At 59.9% G+C, this 17872-nt stretch carries 15 protein-coding genes and 1 tRNA gene; 4 read left to right on the plus strand and 12 right to left on the minus strand.

Going from position 1 to position 17872, the window contains the following annotated elements; all coding sequences use genetic code 11:
- Positions 1 to 123 precede the first annotated feature (123 nt).
- Positions 124 to 199: transfer RNA gene (locus tag HWE17_RS11680), tRNA-His, on the plus strand.
- A gap of 94 nt (positions 200 to 293) precedes the next feature.
- Here the strand turns inward: HWE17_RS11680 and HWE17_RS11685 are convergent.
- Positions 294 to 1052: a hypothetical protein gene (locus tag HWE17_RS11685; RefSeq protein ID WP_176388862.1), complete on the minus strand. Its 759-nt coding sequence runs from the start codon at positions 1050 to 1052 to the stop codon at positions 294 to 296.
- A gap of 53 nt (positions 1053 to 1105) precedes the next feature.
- Entirely contained in the window at positions 1106 to 1552 is a 447-nt protein-coding gene (locus HWE17_RS11690) for a response regulator (protein ID WP_176388863.1), read from the minus strand.
- A 288-nt stretch (positions 1553 to 1840) separates the two neighbouring features.
- Here HWE17_RS11690 and HWE17_RS11695 point away from each other — a divergent pair, with 288 nt between their 5' ends.
- From HWE17_RS11695 to HWE17_RS11705, 3 genes are all read left to right on the plus strand, one after another.
- The gene (locus tag HWE17_RS11695) at positions 1841 to 3946 is read left to right on the plus strand and encodes a TonB-dependent siderophore receptor (protein WP_176388864.1); all 2106 of its coding nucleotides are present in this window, start codon (positions 1841 to 1843) and stop codon (positions 3944 to 3946) included.
- Between the two features lie 299 nt (positions 3947 to 4245).
- Positions 4246 to 4905: an FxDxF family PEP-CTERM protein gene (locus HWE17_RS11700; protein ID WP_176388895.1), complete on the plus strand. Its 660-nt coding sequence runs from the start codon at positions 4246 to 4248 to the stop codon at positions 4903 to 4905.
- Between the two features lie 260 nt (positions 4906 to 5165).
- A complete protein-coding gene (locus HWE17_RS11705; protein ID WP_035825219.1) occupies positions 5166 to 5615 on the plus strand; it encodes a hypothetical protein in 450 nt (149 codons plus the stop codon).
- Between the two features lie 317 nt (positions 5616 to 5932).
- On the opposite strand, the gene HWE17_RS11710 is transcribed toward HWE17_RS11705, so the two are convergent.
- The 10 genes from HWE17_RS11710 to infB all read right to left on the minus strand — a co-directional run bounded on the left by HWE17_RS11710 (position 5933) and on the right by infB (position 17834).
- Positions 5933 to 6316 carry a hypothetical protein gene (locus HWE17_RS11710; protein WP_035825214.1) on the minus strand — a complete coding sequence of 128 codons (384 nt, stop codon included), beginning with the start codon at positions 6314 to 6316 and terminating at the stop codon, positions 5933 to 5935.
- Positions 6317 to 6465: 149 nt separating this feature from the next.
- Positions 6466 to 7038, minus strand: coding sequence for a hypothetical protein (locus HWE17_RS11715; RefSeq protein ID WP_099400781.1), 573 nt, complete (start codon positions 7036 to 7038; stop codon positions 6466 to 6468).
- Between the two features lie 167 nt (positions 7039 to 7205).
- Entirely contained in the window at positions 7206 to 7553 is a 348-nt protein-coding gene (locus tag HWE17_RS11720; RefSeq protein ID WP_233516259.1) for an energy transducer TonB, read from the minus strand.
- A gap of 60 nt (positions 7554 to 7613) precedes the next feature.
- Positions 7614 to 9368, minus strand: coding sequence for a methyl-accepting chemotaxis protein (locus HWE17_RS11725; protein ID WP_235211801.1), 1755 nt, complete (start codon positions 9366 to 9368; stop codon positions 7614 to 7616).
- A 519-nt stretch (positions 9369 to 9887) separates the two neighbouring features.
- Positions 9888 to 10352 carry a hypothetical protein gene (locus HWE17_RS11730; protein WP_035825207.1) on the minus strand — a complete coding sequence of 155 codons (465 nt, stop codon included), beginning with the start codon at positions 10350 to 10352 and terminating at the stop codon, positions 9888 to 9890.
- Positions 10352 to 11347, minus strand: coding sequence for a tRNA dihydrouridine(20/20a) synthase DusA (gene dusA, locus HWE17_RS11735; RefSeq protein ID WP_176388865.1), 996 nt, complete (start codon positions 11345 to 11347; stop codon positions 10352 to 10354). Before dusA ends, HWE17_RS11730 begins: the two co-directional genes overlap by 1 nt.
- A gap of 119 nt (positions 11348 to 11466) precedes the next feature.
- Complete coding sequence (gene typA, locus HWE17_RS11740; protein WP_176388866.1) at positions 11467 to 13299, minus strand: translational GTPase TypA; 1833 nt, start codon at positions 13297 to 13299, stop codon at positions 11467 to 11469.
- A 207-nt stretch (positions 13300 to 13506) separates the two neighbouring features.
- A complete protein-coding gene (gene truB, locus HWE17_RS11745; protein WP_176388867.1) occupies positions 13507 to 14442 on the minus strand; it encodes a tRNA pseudouridine(55) synthase TruB in 936 nt (311 codons plus the stop codon).
- A gap of 2 nt (positions 14443 to 14444) precedes the next feature.
- Positions 14445 to 14861, minus strand: coding sequence for a 30S ribosome-binding factor RbfA (gene rbfA / locus HWE17_RS11750; protein ID WP_035825200.1), 417 nt, complete (start codon positions 14859 to 14861; stop codon positions 14445 to 14447).
- 114 nt (positions 14862 to 14975) lie between these two features.
- On the minus strand, positions 14976 to 17834 hold the full coding sequence (gene infB / locus HWE17_RS11755) for a translation initiation factor IF-2 (RefSeq protein ID WP_035825196.1): 2859 nt from the start codon (positions 17832 to 17834) through the stop codon (positions 14976 to 14978).
- Positions 17835 to 17872: the final 38 nt, after the last annotated feature.

The raw sequence follows: 17872 nt of genomic DNA on the forward strand, positions 1-17872 counted from the left end.
CCGTTTTCATGCAATCTTTCGATTCTTTAAAAAAGACCGCATTTAGATTTGCCACTTTGCCGAGTTCTTTGTATAATTCGGCACCTGTTCAGCAAAACAGCTAAACAGGTAAGTAAGACAGTGGTGGCTGTAGCTCAGTTGGTAGAGTCCAGGATTGTGATTCCTGTTGTCGTGGGTTCGAGCCCCATCAGCCACCCCACAGAATTAGCAGTAAATAAAAGGGTTACATGCTTCGGCTTGTAACCCTTTTTTCATTTCCGCCAGCCATAAATAACATGGCGCCATCGGCTACTTCACTCCGGCTTCTGAGGTAGCAATCCCAACAAGAACTGGCGCGCGCTGGCGGCATCAGGCGAGCGCGACGACGGATGCTGGATGCGGTAGCAATCCCTGTGCCCCAACTGAAATTTCCACAACTGTGCATTGGGAATGTGCTCCTCGACATACTCAACGCCGATAGCCTTGCCATGCTCATCGCGGGCCAGCGGAAAGAAGTCGCGCCTATGCCCGGCGGTGGCGCTGCCGTTGGCAAAGATGATGATCTCGGGCTGGAAGAAATCGATTTGCACCTCCAGCAACAGCTTGGAATAACGTTTGATCAGATCGAAGTGATCGCACCGGACGGGGCTGCCCCGCTTCCATGCCATGCACAACAGGTTGGCGTAGATCAAACCGTCGCTGCCGCAGCGCTGCGCCACGGCGCGCGTAAAATTATGGAAGGCAAGGCCCCTAATATCCGACTGTGACAATTGCTGCGCAAAATAAGCTTGGTGCACGGCCATGGACCGCTCAACATAGTGTTCGAGCGAACTAAAACGCTCGCCTGCCTGCAGCACATTCCATTGCCGCGTTTCGCAGCCCACGATCATGATGCGCTGCCGGGCGCCAAGCCAGTTGGGCGGCACGCTGGGAAGGAAGAGGCCAGAAAGCTTTTCCGCATCGGCATGCGGCGCATGGCGATGCAGCAAGGCCGTATCAAAATCGGCCAGTACGCCCAGATAGCGGCTGGCCAGGTCGGTGCTTGCAGCTTGCTGCGGGGAATGCATGGTCATTGCGTGCCTGTGTCCGGATTCCCGGGAATGGGCCGCAAACCATAGCACACATTTTAGCCCGCCAGCACCGACTGCACCGTCGTCGCCAAATCCTCCAGGCGCACGGGCTTGACGAGGAAGTGGCGGAAGCCCACGGCCAGCGCGTCGTCCATGTACATGGGCAGGCTGTGGCCGGTGACGGCGATCAGCACCGCGTTGGCCGTGTCGGGATTGTTATGCAGGCGGCGGCCGATTTCGATGCCGCTGATGCCGGGCATTTCGATGTCGAGGTAGACGGCGTCGGGCACGCACAGCTTGACTTGCTCGACGGCCATCTGCCAGTTGCGCACCACCACGACATGGTGGCCCAGCGCTTCGAGCAGCATGGCCAGCGATTCGCCCACTTCCTGGTTGTCGTCGACCACCAGGAGATTTAATTTGCGCGCAGCACTTGCCGGCTGGTCGCCCTGACGGCGTTCCACGGAGGAATTGCCTGGTGTCGTTTCAGTTGTCTGGCTCATTGTACGTTCACGTCTGACGGCTGCAAAAACGCGAGTATACAAGAAGCGCGCACAATGCCGCCGCACCCGAGCAATGGTGCCAAGCGGCAATCGAAGCCACCCGCTGTACCGCGCCAGCAACACTTTCCCACCTCGCAAGCGGCCATACCTCCCCTACGCAATACTCGCAATTGACGGATAAAATGAGAATCATTATCATTATCATCCCCTTGCGCCGGATGTCCACGCCACGATGTTGTCGCGCCGCCCGATTGCCCGCGCAAACATTGTCATTACGGAGATCCATGCATGGCTGCCACACCTTTCACACTGCCCTTTTCGCTGCGCCCATGCGCGCTGGCCATCGCCCTCGCCTGCCTGAACGCGCCCATCGCCGCGCAGGCACAGCAAGCTAATACTGCCGATAACGCCGGCCCCATCCTGGAATCGATTCAGGTCAGCAGCAATCTGCTGGGCACCAGCATGGCCGCCAGCACGAAAAATTTCGCCGGCGCGCGCACCGTGGTGCAAAAGGACGATATCGAGAACTCGGGCGCAACCAGCCTCAGCGACGTGATGCGCCGCATTCCCGGCGTGCAGATCAGCGACAACTCGGGCAGCGCCGGCAGCGCCATCTCCCTCAATATCGGCGTGCGCGGCCTGGCCGGGCGCTATTCGCCGCGCAGCACGGTCTTGCTGGACGGCATCCCGATGTCGGTGGCGCCCTATGGCCAGCCGCAACTGTCGTTCGCGCCCGTCAGCCTGGCCAACGTCGAGACGGTCGACGTGGTGCGCGGCGGCGGCGCCGTGCGCTTCGGCCCGCAAAACGTGGGCGGCATCATCAACTTCAAGACGCGCCGCGTGCCCACCACGCCAGGCATCACGGGTGACGCCACCGTGCGCTACAACTCGTACAGCGAAGTGGGCCACAACACGCAAGCGAGCGTCTTTGCCGGCACCCAACTCGACAGCGGCCTGGGCCTGGCGGTGCTGTATTCGGGCATCCGCGGCAGCGACTGGCGCGTGGGCAGCGATGAAAAGGTCAACGACTTCGCCCTCAAATTCCGCTACGACCTGAGCCCGACGGCCGAGGTGTACGGCAAGCTGTCCTACTATGACGTGACGTCGCGCACGCCGGGCGGCCTGACCGCCGCCCAGTACAAACAGAACCCGTTCCAGAACACGCGCCCGAGCGACTTCTGGAGCGGCGAGCGCAAAGCCTTCGACATCGGCTACCTGAACGCCCTGTCCGGCACGCAGGAATTCGAGGTGCGCGCCTACTACAACAAGAGCTCGCGCGAAAGCACCCTGATCAGCGGAAAGAACCTGGGCCACCAGCCGCGCAACTATGAGACGACGGCCATCGAACCGCGCTACACGCAGCGCTTCACGACCGGCAAGGTATCGCAGGACGTCACCGTCGGCTACCGCTACCTGGCCGAGCGGGCCGATGAGACCATCTACAACGTCGTCATCGCCACGGGCGTGCAACAAAAGCCGACGCGCTTCGCCGACAATTCGACCGATGCGCAAGCTGTGTATATCGACGACAAGATCGCCATCGACGCGTGGCGCATCACGCCCGGCGTGCGCTACGAGCACATCAAGACGGAACGCTTCAACCACTTGCCGACCGACCAGAAGATCGATCTGCTCAACAACAAGGCCCTGCCCTCGCTGAACGTGGCCTACTTGCTCAACAATAATGTAACCCTGTTCGGCAACTACAACAGCTCGTTTGGCGCCGTGCAAAATACGCAGCTCAATGCGCAATCAAGCAAGAACCCGCTGCAGCCGGAACTGGCGAAAACAGCCGAGCTGGGCGCGCGCTGGAAAAGCGCCCAACTGTCGGCCGAGGCGACCTTGTTCAACATCAAGTTCGACAACCAGATCCAGTCCGTCGGCAGCGGCGAAAACGTCGTCTTCTACAACGTGGGCGCCACGCACCACCGGGGCCTGGAATCGGCCATCGACTACCACTTCGACCAGTCCGGCCCGCTGGCCGGCTTGAATGCCTACGCCACCTACACTTACACCAAGGCCACCTTGCAGGATGGCGTGAACGCGGGCAACGACGTGCCCTTCTATTCGCGCACCACGGACACCGTCGGCGCCCACTACCAGCTGGGCGCCTGGGGTTTTGATTTGTCGAGCAGCCACCAGAGCCGCCAGTTCGCCGACGAAGCCAACACCGTGGCGGAAAATCCGACTGGCAGCCTGGGCGTGATTCCCGGCTTCCGTACCTGGAATACGCAAGTGAAATGGAAAGTGCCGGGCCAGAACGGCCTGGAACTGGTCGCCGGCGTCAACAACCTCGCCGACAAGCGCTATTTCACGCGCACCTCGGATGGCAATCTGGGCAAGCTGGTGGGCGCGCCGCGCATGGTCTACCTGCAGGGTCGCCTGGCATTCTGATCCGGCAGCGTGCCTGGCGCGCGCACCCTGTAAAACCTGCACCGTTGTGTTTTCGATGCAGGTTTTTTTTCGCCTCCTGATGTCACAAAGATGCTGTGATGCAAGCAGAAGCATGGCCGCGCCCCCTTGGACGTACGCGCAACAAGTTCGCCATGGAAATTATTTTCATTTTAAACACAAATGATTTCACAATTACAAAATTTTTAGCGAAAAATCTCTACTTCCGGTGAGTTTTAGTGATATTCTTTAATATCATTTAGGAAATTAAATTAATCATTAGATAAGAAAGCGGACCTTACATGAACATGCCTGCCACCCTCTTCAAGATTGCCGCGTTCACCTCGCTGATCACTGCCGGCGCCGCCAATGCCGCGACCGAACTGGTCATCAACGGTAGCTTCGAAAGCAACGCCATCAGCACGCCGTTCGCGCAATTGAGCGCCGTAACGGGCTGGACCTCGTCCGTCAGCGGCAACACTGCGTTTGAAATCCAGAAGGGAGCCACGCAAGGCGGTCAGAGCGGCTTCAACCCCGTCGCCGCTGCCGGCACGCAATACCTGGAACTCAATGCCGAGCGCCTGACTTCCGTCTCGCAGTCGATCGCCACCACGGCCGGCGGCACGTATGCGTTGTCGTTCGCCTACTCGGGCCGCCCGAATACGCCAGGCGGCGCGAGCAGCCTGATGAACGTCTACTGGGGTTCGACCCTGCTGACGCCAACGGCCTTGGTCGGCACGACCACCGGCGTGTGGCAAACCTACAGCCAGAACGTGACGGCGCTCGGCTCGTCGAGCCTGCTGCGCTTCGAATCGATCGGCCCCGTCTCCGCGCCGACCTATGGTTCCTATCTGGATAATGTCTCGGTGATGGCTGCCGTGCCGGAACCGGAAACCTACGCCATGATGCTGCTGGGCCTGGGTTTGCTGGGTTTTGTGGTGCGCCGCAAGAACGGCGCCTGAGCCTGATCTAGCGTCGCACATCAGCCGCCCCGCCGCCATGGCCGGGCGGCTTTTTTCATGGAAAGACGGGAGCATAATTTTCAGGAAATGTTGCCAAGAAGAATTAAATTGACGCTACAATAGCGGGGTATCAAGCAATGCCAAGCATCGCTCCGCCAGGGCCCCTACCCCGCCCTGATCATCAGCACGCATTTTTTGAACAGGAAGGCTGGCACCACCGGGCCCGATAGCGCTCCCGGCACGGCCACCGCACACGCACCATGTCCGCAGAAAAAACCATTACCGAAACGAGTTCCTACGGCAAGGAAACGCCCGTGGGACGTCCCGACATCGACGGCCGCGCCGGCATTTTTGTGCCGACGGCGGAATTTGATATCGACAACACCACCACCATCCGCAAGGGCGCGGGCATTGTCGGCTTCGGCAACCTCGATGGCACCCTGACCGTGTACTTCGAAGCGAACCGCTTCGACGAAAGCAATCTGCACAAGTGGGAACACAAGGCGCGCAAGGCGTATGACCGCATGGTCATGGGCGCGCCCACGGTGTCGAAAGCGAAAATCGATGCGCGCATGCTGGAACAGGTCGGCATCATCGATGGCATGGGCATCAATCTCAAACACCCGGAACGCCTGACGCACTGGCTGGCGATCTCGAACGTGCCGGACACGGCGCCGGAAGAGCCCGTCGTGCGCTGGAAAAACCGCTAGCCTTCCGGAGAGCGAGGCGGGGCGCCAGGCACGAGGTGTTGTCCTACACGGTAGCGGACATTCATCCGATGCCCAAAGGCATCAACTCATCCTATGATGAAAGCCTGACCATACCTCACACCACTCAGGAGTACGACATGTCCCGCCTCATCCCGATCAGCTTTGGCGCCTTGCAAATAGGTCTGGCAGCGGCGGCGATGTACATCTTGTGCTCGGCGGACGTATTGCACCAGGGTTCGGTGTATTTCCACTAGTAAAATGACAAAGCCGGGCAAGCAACGCTTGTCCGGCTTTGTCCTGCATGCAAGCACGCTACATTAGCGGCGGCCGTGATAGCGGCCATGTCCGCCCCAGCCGCCGCGGTGTCCACCGTAGCGCCCAAAGCCAAACATGAAGTCCAGCCCGATCGATACGGGCGGATTGTAATAATACGGTTGCGGCGCGTAGACTGGCGCCGGCACATACACGGGCTGCTGCACGTACACCGGCTGCTGCTGCACATACACGGGCTCATTCGTATATTCCACGCGCGGCGCGCTCATCACGCGGCCCGACTGCACCGGCTCGGACGAGACCGTATGCCAGTCGTAAGGATTGTAGGCTCCCTGCGGCGCGCGCGAACCGTAATACGCAGGACCGGGAGGCGCCACGACGCAGCCACCCAGGGCGGCCAGCGAGATTACTGCCAACAGGGTTTTCATCGCAATTCTCCTAATGTGTACTGCTTAATTAAGTACTATAAGAAATTACGCGGTGCTTTGCTGTGCTTTTACCGATTGTTACACGCCGACGCACGCCGCAACATGAAATGTCGCAAGGCCGCCACAAACGGCCCGCATGGCATGTTTCTTCAAATAAACGGAATCGCGCAGGTATCGATGGCCTTGCCGGCCGCATCGTAGCGCTGCACGCACACCTGGTAGCGCACGCCGTAATCGAGCTCGACCTGCTCGACCTTTCCATACTTCAATTTCCAGCTGGGTTGCACCTGTTGCCGGCCAGCCAGCGCGGCCACATCCTGCGGAATCGCCATCGCCGTTTGCGTCTCGCCCTGGCGCGCATCCTGGCGTCGCGCCACGTCGATGGCCACGCTCACGGCCAGGTCGACGCCGCCGTCCGCATAGCTCAGCGTGGGCGCGCCGCGCTGCGCCCGCATCACGCCCCAGGCGCAAGGCTTGCCGCCGGCCTCGCACTGCTTCAGCTGCGCCAGCGGAAAATATTCAGGGGCAATCTTGCCATCCTTGATGGGCCAGCTGGTGCGCACGCCGTCGCGCTTGCCCGTCAGGGGATTGTCCCAGCTCAGGCTATTGACGACGGCCACGGTCTGCCCCGCCTGCAAGCCCACGGGCGTGCCCAGCGATGCGCAGGCGGAAAGCAGCAAGCCGCTGGCGGCCAGGGAGGAAAGTGTCAGGATGCGCTGCATGGTAGGCCTCTTGTAATGGGAGATCCCGAAGGTATGTTTCGAGGGTAACAGAATCGGCGGCGACAGTGCCGTTGGCTGGCGCACATAACAGTACGGGCGGCACCCTTGCAGGCGCCGCCCGTAGCGGAGTCGGCCATGCCGGGAGCGCCGCTCCCGGCAAATATGGATCAGTCCAGCTTCCAGGCGTAGTCGACCTTGGTCCAGGTTTGCGCCGCAGCGCCATCCTTGGTGCCCGGCTTGAACTTGCATGCGGACAGGGCCTTGATGGCGGCCTTGTCCAGGTTCTTGAAGCCGCTGCTCTTGTCGACTTTCGAATCGGCAACGCTACCATCGGCATTGACCAGGAAGGACATCGACACGGTGCCCTGCTCTTCGTTCATCAGCGAGGCTTTCGGATAGTCGGCCTTGCAGTTCTTGGCATCGAACGATGCCGGCACCTCGGCCGCGAAGGCGGCGGAAGAAACGGATACCAGCAAGGCTGCTGCAACACTCATCAAACGCTTATTCTCAAACATGTGCTTCCCCATGATTATCAGATACGGTAATTACAACTTCCGGTGCGCTGTTGGCCGCGCTTAAAACTCTTCCCACTCGTCATTGCTGCCGGCGCCTGCAGCCTTGCGTGGCGCTGCAGCCGCCACGGGAGCGGCTGCTTCGGTCTTGCGGGTCAGCGACTTGACCGGGCGCAATGCCGGCGCCGGCTTGCGCACGGCCACTGGCGCGGCAGCCACTGGGGCCGGCACATACGCCGCCGGCTTCTCTTCGCCGTCGACCAGTTTGAAGATGCTGACCACGTGGGCTAGTTCGGCCGCCTGATCCTGCAGGCTTTGCGCCGCGGCGGCTGCCTGTTCGACCAGGGCCGCATTTTGCTGCGTCATGCCATCCATCTCGATGATCGACAGGTTGACCTGTTCGATGCCGGCGCTTTGTTCCTGGCTGGCACTGGCGATCTCGCTCATGATGTCGGTCACGCGGCGCACGCTGTCGACCACTTCGCCCATCGTCACGCCAGCCTGGCCGACCAGGCGCGTACCGCGTTCCGTCTTCTCGGCCGAATCGTCGATGAGGATCTTGATTTCTTTCGCCGCGCCAGCGGAGCGTTGGGCCAGGTTGCGCACTTCCGACGCCACCACGGCAAAGCCGCGGCCTTGTTCGCCGGCACGTGCCGCTTCCACGGCCGCGTTCAGCGCCAGGATGTTGGTCTGGAAGGCGATGCCGTCGATCACGCCGATGATGTCGACAATTTTCTTCGCCGATTCATTGATCGAACTCATGGTGTCTACCACTTGCGACACCACGGAGCCGCCCTTCAGGGCCACGTCCGAAGCAGTGGCGGCCAGCTTGTTGGCTTCACGCGCATTGTCCGCATTCTGTTTCACGGTCGAGGTCAGCTCTTCCATGGCCGACGCCGTCTTTTCCAGCGCGCTGGCCTGCATTTCCGTGCGCGACGACAGGTCGATATTGCCGTCGGCAATTTCGCGCGAGGCCGTGCCGATGGTTTCCGTACCGACGCGCACCTGGCCGACGATGCCCACCAGACTGTTGCGCATTTCCTTCATTTCCGCCAGCAGGCTGGACGTATCGGAAGGCTGCGTATGGATGCCGATCGACAGGTCGCCATTGGCGATGCTGCCGGCGATCGATGCCGTGTAGTCAGGCTCGCCGCCCAGCTGTTTCAGCAAGCCGCGGGTAATCACCAGTGCCGCCGCCACGCCCATCGCCACGGCCAGTACGCCGAGGATGATCATGAACAGGCGCGCGCTGTCGAAGGCCTTGCGGGCGTCCGATTGCATCTGCTCGTTAAGCTTGTCTTCCAGCACGGCCAGTTGCTCCAGCGCTTCCATCCATTTTTTCTGTACCGGGCGGATTTCCTTGATCATCACGCGCGTGGCGCCTTCCGCATCGTTGGCCATCCACAGCGCCGACGCCTTGGCGATGGCCGGCATGGCGGCCGCTTCGTATTCCTTGATCGAGGTCAGCAGGGCTTTTTCTTCCGGAGTCGACTCGACGGCGAATTTCTCTTCGAGCTTCTTCTGCGTTTCCTGATAGGTGCTCGTCTGCGTCTTGATACGCGCCATTTCAGGTTCCATATCGCCCGCGTCCGTCATCAGGGTCAGGATGCGCAGCGAGGTGATGCGGTCGCTGACGTTGCCACGCATGTCGATCACCAGGCGGGTGACGACGTTGTTGACATTGATCACGTGATCGAGACGTTCCTGGATTTGCGCCATGCGCGCGATGCCGAGGACGGTCACGGCCACCAGCAGAACCAGTACCAGGGCGAAACCCAGGCCCAGGCGGGTACCAACCTTCATTTTTGCTAAATTCATTTCGGCTCTTCGTAAATGAAACTATTGATAAGGATTTTTGCCCGGCACGACAAGACGAAGGCTGCGCAACACCGGTGTCCGCCCTTACCCATTGGTATGCTGGCGGTCTCCGGCCGCACGCAGCCTGGGGTACTTCCTGATCTACAACAGCCCTGAAAACGCCAGTGACTGCGAATGCAAATTTGTTCTACACACTGAATTTTTGACACAGATGATGCGAGATCAACATCAAACATTCATATGAGAAATATTTGTCTATAATCAATTATAGGTGTAAATTTTGCCTCAAAGCAAGCAATAAGTACCCGAATAAATGGCTGATTAACTTTCTTCGGGGAAATGGCAACAACGCCGTTTCTTGCCCCATAGAAACGCCCCACGACAGTGCGGGCGTGCGCCGAAACAGCGCATTTACAACACATGGCATAGCCATATGACATCGTTTGGGGAGAGGGACTCAGAGGAGGGGGTAGTGCGGACAATACCAGTGCGCAAGGGTACCGGTATAGACAAGTTGGATTAGCGGTCCCAGCTGCAATGCATCACATAGGCGTGGCCGTCTGTGCCGAAGACAAAGATGCTCCAGATGGCGCCCAATCGACCAGCCAGGCTGCCCTGACCCGACGATACCAGTTGATACCAGTGCGGCTCGCTACCGAACAGTTCGGCCAGTTCGGCCTCGAAACCATCATATAAACGGGCGTCGAGCGGCTCGCGGTCCGCCTCGCTCATCGGCAGCAAGCGCTCGAGCAGCCACTGGCGCGGCGTGCACAAGGCGCCGCTGCAGTCCATGCTCTCGATCGGCTGCAGGCGCATGCCGTCCGGCTCCAGCTTCAGCGTGCGGCACAGCGCGTCGAGCGATGCCTGCGGCGCGACGGGCCCCAGATACTCGCACAGAAACAGGCTGCCATCATCCTTCAATGCTGTGACAGCCTGCAGGTAGCCATGCAACTGCTGTGCATGGACGTGGACGTCGCCGCGCATCAGGCAGGCAAGGACAAGCGCGCCGCCGCTTCCAGCAGCAGGCGCGGATCACCCGACGCCAGCTTCTTGGAATCGGACAAGGTCTGGCGGAAGCCGCGCGCGCCGGGCAGGTTTTGCATCAGGCCCAGCATGTGGCGCGTGACGCTGTTCAGTTTTAATCTCCCCGCTTCTTTTTCCAGCTGCGCGCTGATATACGGAATCATCGCTTCGAGCACCTGTTCACGCGTTTTGACGGGCGTGTCGTCGCCGTAATAGCGCTGGTCGAACTGCGCCATCACATACGGGTTATGGTACGCCTCGCGGCCCAGCATGACGCCGTCCAGGTGCTGCAGGTGCAGGTCGATTTCGTCCAGGGTCTTGATGCCGCCATTGATGATGAACTCGAATTGCGGAAAATCACGCTTCAGGCGGTAGGCATAGTCATACTTGAGTGGCGGCACTTCGCGGTTTTCCTTCGGGCTCAGGCCTTTCAGGATGGCATTGCGCGCATGCACGATAAACGTCTTGCAGCCGGCATTGGCCACGGTACCGACGAAATCGCGCACGAAGTCATACGATTCGCTGTCATCGATGCCGATGCGGTGCTTCACGGTGACATCGATGTCGACCACGTCGCGCATGGCCTTCACGCAGTCGGCCACCAGTTGCGGCTCGGCCATCAGGCAGGCGCCGAATGCGCCCTTTTGCACGCGCTCGGAGGGGCAGCCGCAGTTCAGGTTGACCTCATCGTAGCCCCACTGCTGGCCCAGCCTGGCGCTGGTGGCCAGGTCCTTCGGATCGCTGCCGCCCAGCTGCAGCGCCACCGGATGCTCTTCCTCGTTGAAGCGCAAATGGCGCTCCACGTCGCCGTACACCAGCGCGCCCGTCGTCACCATCTCGGTGTAGAGCCAGGTGTGGCGCGTGATTTCGCGGTGGAACTTGCGGCAATGGCGGTCGGTCCAGTCCATCATCGGGGCGACGGACAGGCGGCGGGAAGGCAAAGAAGAGGAAGTCATGGTGTCTACAAAAAACAGGAGCTGCAAATGACAAACCCGCTGCGCGCCTCACCGGTGAAGGAAAGGCGGAGCAACGGGCTTGAGCGTGGCATGGCCCGCAGGCCATGCGCTACAACAGATTACGAATCGCGCGACGCTTTTTTACGCTCGTGCTCTTTCAGGAAGCGCTTGCGCAGACGGATCGATTTAGGCGTGATTTCCACCAGTTCGTCGTCCTCGATGAATTCGACTGCGTATTCCAGCGACATCTGAATTGGCGGTACCAGGCGCACCGCTTCGTCGGTACCCGACGAACGCACGTTGGTCAGCTGCTTGCCCTTGATCGGGTTGACGACCAGGTCGTTGTCGCGCGAGTGGATACCGATGACCATGCCTTCGTAGACTGGGTCATTGTGCGACACGAACATGCGGCCGCGGTCTTGCAGTTTCCAGATAGCGTAGGCAACAGCAGCGCCGTCATCTTGCGAGATCAGCACGCCGTTGCGACGGCCAGCCATTTCGCCACGGGTGTTGTCGACTGGCGCGTATTCGTGGAATACGTGGCTCATCAGGCCGGTGCCGCGGGTCAGGGTCATGAATTCGCCCTGGAAGCCGATCAGGCCACGCGCCGGGATCAGGTACTCGAGACGCACGCGGCCCTTGCCATCCGATTCCATGTTTTGCAGGTCGCCACGACGACGGCCCAGTTCTTCCATGACGCCGCCCTGGTTGACTTCTTCCACGTCAACGGACAGGTTTTCAAACGGCTCGTGGCGCACGCCATCAACCATTTTGAAGACCACGCGTGGACGCGAAACGGCCAGCTCGAAGCCTTCGCGACGCATGTTTTCGATCAGAATCGTCAGGTGCAGCTCGCCGCGGCCCGATACTTCGAAGATCGTGTCGTCGTCGGTTGGCGAAACGCGCAGAGCAACGTTGGCTTTCAGTTCGCGGTCCAGACGGTCACGCAGTTGGCGCGAGGTAACGAACTTGCCTTCGCGGCCAGCCAGTGGCGAGTTGTTGACCATGAAGTTCATGGTCAGGGTCGGCTCGTCAACGGTCAGCATCGGCAGCGGATCCGGGGTATCGACTGCGCACAGGGTCGAACCGATGCCGATTTCGTCGATACCGTTGATCAGGCAGATGTCGCCGGCGACGGCTTCGTCAACCAGCACGCGCTCCAGGCCCTTGAAGTTCAGCACCTGGTTGATGCGGCCTTTGATAGGCGTGGCGCCTGGACCATTGATGACCAGCACGTCTTGACCAACTTTAACTGTACCGCGGTTGACGCGGCCAATGCCGATCTTGCCGACGTACGACGAGTAATCCAGCGAGGTGATCTGCATTTGCAGCGGGCCTTCAGGATTGTCGTCACGCACTGGAACGTGTTCCAGGATGGCGTCAAACATCGGCTTCATGTCGCCGCTGCGCACGTCTTCGGTCAGGCCGGCATAGCCGTTCAGGCCCGAAGCGTAAATGATAGGGAAATCGAGTTGTTCGTCGGTCGCGCCCAGCTTGTCGAACAGTTCGAACGTCTGGTTGATGGCCCAGTCCGGGCGCGCGCCTGGACGGTCGACCTTGTTGACGATAACGATAGGCTTCAGACCCAGTGCCAGCGCTTTGCGCGTGACGAAACGGGTTTGCGGCATCGGGCCTTCCTGTGCATCGACCAGCAGCAGAACCGAGTCCACCATCGACAGAACACGTTCCACTTCGCCGCCGAAGTCGGCGTGGCCTGGGGTGTCGACGATATTGATGTGGGTGCCTTCGTACTCAACAGCGCAGTTCTTCGACAGAATCGTAATGCCGCGCTCCTTTTCCAGGTCGTTCGAGTCCATGACTCGGGTGTCGACCGCTTGGTTTTCACGGAAGGTGCCGGACTGGCGCAGCAGCTGATCCACCAGCGTGGTTTTGCCGTGGTCAACGTGGGCGATAATGGCGATATTACGAATTGCGCGTTTTGTATTTGACATGGTCGTAGTAGTTACTGAAAAACTGCGGAGTGCGTACAAGGTGTACGAGATACCCGAATGCTAATCTATTTCCGGAACCGCGTAGTATAGCATGTTGCGTTGCAACGCTATCTAAAAATGCTGGCGGCTCCCGCAGTCGGGGACGGTTTGTTTAAAAAAGCGACACTGTTTAACGAGTGTCGCTGGGTAATATGACGTTGCTGTGACTTATTGATGCGCTGTGGCAATGAGACGCTCTGGCGCCAGGATGCTGTATTCCTGCAACTGGCCGGTGCCCAGCAGCTTGCTGTCGTGATACACGCGCACCCTGCCCGGCTCGGCTGGCACGGCAACGTCTTCCTTGCCCAGCGCGATGCGCTGGCCATGCAGGAAACGCTTGGCCAATTCTTCCGTCAGCTGGACGGCCGGAAAACTCGACAGCAAAGCATCGACGGGCGCCAGCAAACTCAACGGCGCGGCATGCGCAGTCAACTCATCGAGCGAGACGACGCCGTCCAAGGTCAGGCTGCCCACCTGCGTGCGGCGCAAGGCGTTCAGATGGCCGCCACAACCCAAGGCATGGCCGATGTCTTCACCCAGCACGCGGATATACGTGCCCTTGCTGCACATCACGGACAATTTCAGGAACGGGGCGTCATAGCCGAGGAACTCGAGCTTGTGGATGGTCACCGGGCGCGCTTCGCGCTCCAGGGTGATGCCTGCCCTTGCATACTCATACAAGGGCTTGCCATCCCGTTTCAAGGCCGAGTACATCGGCGGCGTCTGCAAAATCGGCCCGCGGAACTGCGCCAGCACGGCTTCGATCTGCTCTTCGGTGACGTTGACGTCGCGCGTTTCCAGCACTTCGCCCTCGGTATCGCCCGTATCCGTCGTCTGTCCCAGGTGCACCAGGGTTTCGTAGGTTTTATCGGCTTCCAGCAAGTCCTGCGAGAACTTCGTCGCTTCGCCAAAGCACAGCGGCAGCAAGCCCGTGGCGAACGGATCCAGCGTGCCCGTATGGCCCGCTTTTTTCGCGTTCAAAACGCGCTTGGCCTTGATCAGGGCGTCATTGCTGGACCAGCCTACAGGCTTATCCAACAGCAAGACGCCGTCGACCAGGTCGCGCACCCGCTTGATGCCGGGCGGTTTCTTCGGACCCGCCACTGTTATTGCTCGTCCGCTTCTGGTTTGACATCCGGCTCGGCGTCAGCCGCGCGCGTGGCGTTGGCCTTGTCGATCAGCAAGGACATTTCCATGCCGCGCGAAGTCGAGCTGTCGTGCACGAAATGCAGCATCGGCAGGGTGTGGATGTGCAGGCGTTTGCCCAGCAAGCCACGGATGAAGCCGGACGCGGCCATCAGGCCTTCGGTGGTGTTCTTGATGGCTTCCTTGCTGTCTTTCAACATCGTGAAAAACACCTTGGCGTGCGCGTAATCGGGCGTGATCTGCACTTCGGTGATGGTGATCATCGTGCCGACGCGTGGATCCTTCAATTCGTAGGCGACGATTTCAGCCAGATCGCGCTGGATCTGGTCAGCCACGCGCAAGCCGCGCGCTGGCATGGTTTTGCTATGTTTAGCCATGATTTTATGCTGTCCTAAGTGCCGCAGGGCGCATGAGTCAAACGGTTGCCCGTTGACCAATGCGCCCCACGTGTTTGCGCGGACAACGATATGTCCGCGCCATTGCTTCTGTGATTACAGGGTACGAGCGATTTCCTGGACTTCAAACACTTCCAGGGTGTCGCCAACCTGAATGTCGTTGTAGTTCTTCAGCGACAGGCCGCACTCCAGACCGGCGCGAACTTCTTTCGCATCGTCCTTGAAGCGTTTCAGGGAGTCGATCTCGCCGCTCCAGACCACGATGTTGTTGCGCAACAGGCGGACGGAAGAAGCACGCTTGACCACGCCATCGGTGACCAGGCAACCGGCAATCGCGCCCACTTTCGAGACCAGGATAACCTGGCGGATCTCGACCTGGCCGATGACGGTTTCGCGTTTCTCTGGTGCCAACATGCCCGACAACGCCGATTTGATCTCGTCGATCGCATCGTAAATGATGTTGTAGTAGCGAATGTCCACGCCATTCGACTCGGCCAGCTTGCGTGCCTGGGCATCAGCACGGGCGTTAAAGCCGATGATGACCGCTTTCGAGGCGACTGCCAGGTTGACGTCCGATTCCGTGATGCCGCCGACGGCTGCGTGCACAACTTGTACGCGCACTTCGGAGGTCGACAGTTTCTGCAGCGAACCGACCAGCGCTTCTTGCGAACCTTGCACGTCGGTTTTGATGATCAATGGCAAGTTTTTCACTTCGCCTTCGGCCATCTGGTCGAACATGTTTTCCAGTTTCGCAGCTTGCTGTTTCGCCAGTTTCACGTCGCGGAACTTACCTTGACGGAACAGACCGATTTCACGCGCTTTGCGCTCGTCAGCCATGACGACGACTTCTTCACCGGCAACCGGCACTTCCGTCAAGCCCTGGATTTCGACCGGAATCGAAGGACCGGCTTCAGCGATCGACTTGCCGTTCTCGTCCAGCATGGCGCGAACACGGCCATACGAAGAGCCAGCCAGGATCACGTCGCCGCGGCGCAAGGTACCGGACTGCACCAGGATCGTCGCGACAGGACCACGGCCCTTGTCCAGACGCGCCTCGACTACCAGGCCGCGCGCAGGCGCATCGACCGGTGCCGTAAGTTCCAGCACTTCGGCTTGCAACAGCACTTGTTCCAGCAGGTCGTCGATACCTTGACCCGTTTTGGCCGAGACCGGCACGAATGGCGATTCGCCACCGTATTCTTCCGGTACGACTTGTTCTGCGACCAGTTCCTGCGTCACGCGGTCAACGTTGCCGCCTGGTTTGTCGACCTTGTTGATCGCCACCACCAGCGGTACGCCAGCTGCTTTCGCATGGGCAATCGCTTCTTTCGTTTGCGGCATCACGCCATCGTCGGCGGCAACCACCAGAATCACGATGTCGGTTGCCTTGGCGCCACGGGCACGCATCGCGGTAAACGCTTCGTGGCCCGGGGTGTCGAGGAAGGTGATCATGCCGCGTGGCGTATCGACGTGGTAAGCACCGATATGCTGCGTAATGCCGCCCGCTTCGCCGGATGCCACCTTGGCGCGACGAATATAGTCCAGCAGCGAGGTCTTGCCGTGGTCGACGTGACCCATGACGGTGACCACCGGTGCGCGTGGCTTGGTTTCGAAGTGCGCGTGTTCGCCCACATCGGCCAGCAACGCTTCCGGATCGTCCAGTTCGGCGGCGAACGCCTTGTGGCCCATTTCTTCCACCAGAATCATGGCGGTTTCCTGGTCCAGCACCTGGTTGATCGTGCACATCTGGCCCAATTTCATCAAATGCTTGATGACTTCGGATGCCTTGACGGACATTTTGTGCGCCAGTTCGGCCACGGTGATCGTTTCCGGTACGTGCACGTCTTTGACGACGGCTTCCGTAGGAGCCTGGAAGTTCGATTCACGGTCGTCATGGTGCGTCGGGCGACGGCCCTTCGCGCCACCGCGCCAGCTGTCACGGCCGCCTGGGCCGCTGTTGCCGCGTGGCTTGGGACCACCGGTGGTGCCGCGTTTTTTCGCGTCATCGGACCAGGTGGACGACACATTGGCCGACTTGATGGATTTCTTGTCTGCAACAGCAGGCTTCTTGTCGCCCGGCTTGTCGCCAGGTTTCTTGTCAGCAGGCTTGTGCAGGGTGCCTTCCGGCGCCTTCGGCTTGACGGGAACCGGTACGGGTTCCGGTGCCTTGATGGCGCGGCGTGGCGCGTTCATCATGGCCTTGATCTGGGCGACTTCGTCGGCAACGGCCTTGCGTGCACGCTCGGTGGCTTCCGCTTTGTCAGCGGCTTCCTTGGCGGCAACAGCAGCGGCAGCCGCTTTCTTCTTCGCTTCTTCAGCGGCAGCAGCTTTTTTCGCTTCGGCGGCGGCGTCGTCAACGACAGGCGCAGCGGCGCTCGCGGCAGGCGCGGCAGCAGCTTTGGCGGCGGCTTTCTTCGCTTCCGCTTCAGCTTCTTTCTTCGCAGCCAGTTCAGCCTGCTGTGTGGCTTTCGCCTGGGCTTCTTTTTCCGCGTCGAGCTTGGCCAAACGTTCTTGCTTTTCGCGCAGATCGGCTTCCTGGCGGGCGATCAGTTCAGCCTGTTTACGGGCTTCTTCTTCACGGCGCGCCACGTCGGCGGGATCGATCACCGGTGCGGCAGGCGCGACCGGTTCAGCTGCGACCGGCGCAGCTTCGTCACGCTGGACGAAAGTGCGTTTCTTGCGCACTTCCACCTGGATGGTGCGCGATTTGCCGGTTGCGTCAGCTTGCTTGATCTCAGTCGTTTCCTTGCGGGTCACGGTGATTTTTTTCTTTTCTGTGTCAGCCGCTGCGCCGTGTGTGCGGCGCAGATGATCCAAAAGCTTGTCCTTATCATCTTTCGACAATGGATCTGACGTCGAACTTTTCTCGACGCCGGCAGAACGCAGCTGCGTCAGCAGCAAATCTGCAGGCATCTTCAGTTCGGTGGCAAATTGGGCTACGTTGTTACTCGCCATTCAGTCCTCTTTTCTATGTGTCGCGGAGATGATAAAGA

The sequence above is a fragment of the Janthinobacterium sp. BJB401 genome (genome assembly GCF_013372745.1).
Lineage (GTDB): Bacteria > Pseudomonadota > Gammaproteobacteria > Burkholderiales > Burkholderiaceae_D > Janthinobacterium > Janthinobacterium rivuli.

Coding starts and splice junctions, on each gene's coding strand:
- HWE17_RS11685 (WP_176388862.1), bottom strand. CDS start 1,052: ATGACCATGCATTCCCCGCAGCAAGCTGCAAGCACCGACCTGGCCAGC.
- HWE17_RS11695 (WP_176388864.1), top strand. CDS start 1,841: ATGGCTGCCACACCTTTCACACTGCCCTTTTCGCTGCGCCCATGCGCG.
- HWE17_RS11720 (WP_233516259.1), bottom strand. CDS start 7,553: ATGTTTGAGAATAAGCGTTTGATGAGTGTTGCAGCAGCCTTGCTGGTA.
- HWE17_RS11725 (WP_235211801.1), bottom strand. CDS start 9,368: ATGAATTTAGCAAAAATGAAGGTTGGTACCCGCCTGGGCCTGGGTTTC.
- HWE17_RS11710 (WP_035825214.1), bottom strand. CDS start 6,316: ATGAAAACCCTGTTGGCAGTAATCTCGCTGGCCGCCCTGGGTGGCTGC.
- HWE17_RS11730 (WP_035825207.1), bottom strand. CDS start 10,352: ATGCGCGGCGACGTCCACGTCCATGCACAGCAGTTGCATGGCTACCTG.
- HWE17_RS11705 (WP_035825219.1), top strand. CDS start 5,166: ATGTCCGCAGAAAAAACCATTACCGAAACGAGTTCCTACGGCAAGGAA.
- HWE17_RS11690 (WP_176388863.1), bottom strand. CDS start 1,552: ATGAGCCAGACAACTGAAACGACACCAGGCAATTCCTCCGTGGAACGC.
- HWE17_RS11715 (WP_099400781.1), bottom strand. CDS start 7,038: ATGCAGCGCATCCTGACACTTTCCTCCCTGGCCGCCAGCGGCTTGCTG.
- HWE17_RS11700 (WP_176388895.1), top strand. CDS start 4,246: ATGAACATGCCTGCCACCCTCTTCAAGATTGCCGCGTTCACCTCGCTG.
- dusA (WP_176388865.1), bottom strand. CDS start 11,347: ATGACTTCCTCTTCTTTGCCTTCCCGCCGCCTGTCCGTCGCCCCGATG.
- infB (WP_035825196.1), bottom strand. CDS start 17,834: ATGGCGAGTAACAACGTAGCCCAATTTGCCACCGAACTGAAGATGCCT.
- rbfA (WP_035825200.1), bottom strand. CDS start 14,861: ATGGCTAAACATAGCAAAACCATGCCAGCGCGCGGCTTGCGCGTGGCT.
- typA (WP_176388866.1), bottom strand. CDS start 13,299: ATGTCAAATACAAAACGCGCAATTCGTAATATCGCCATTATCGCCCAC.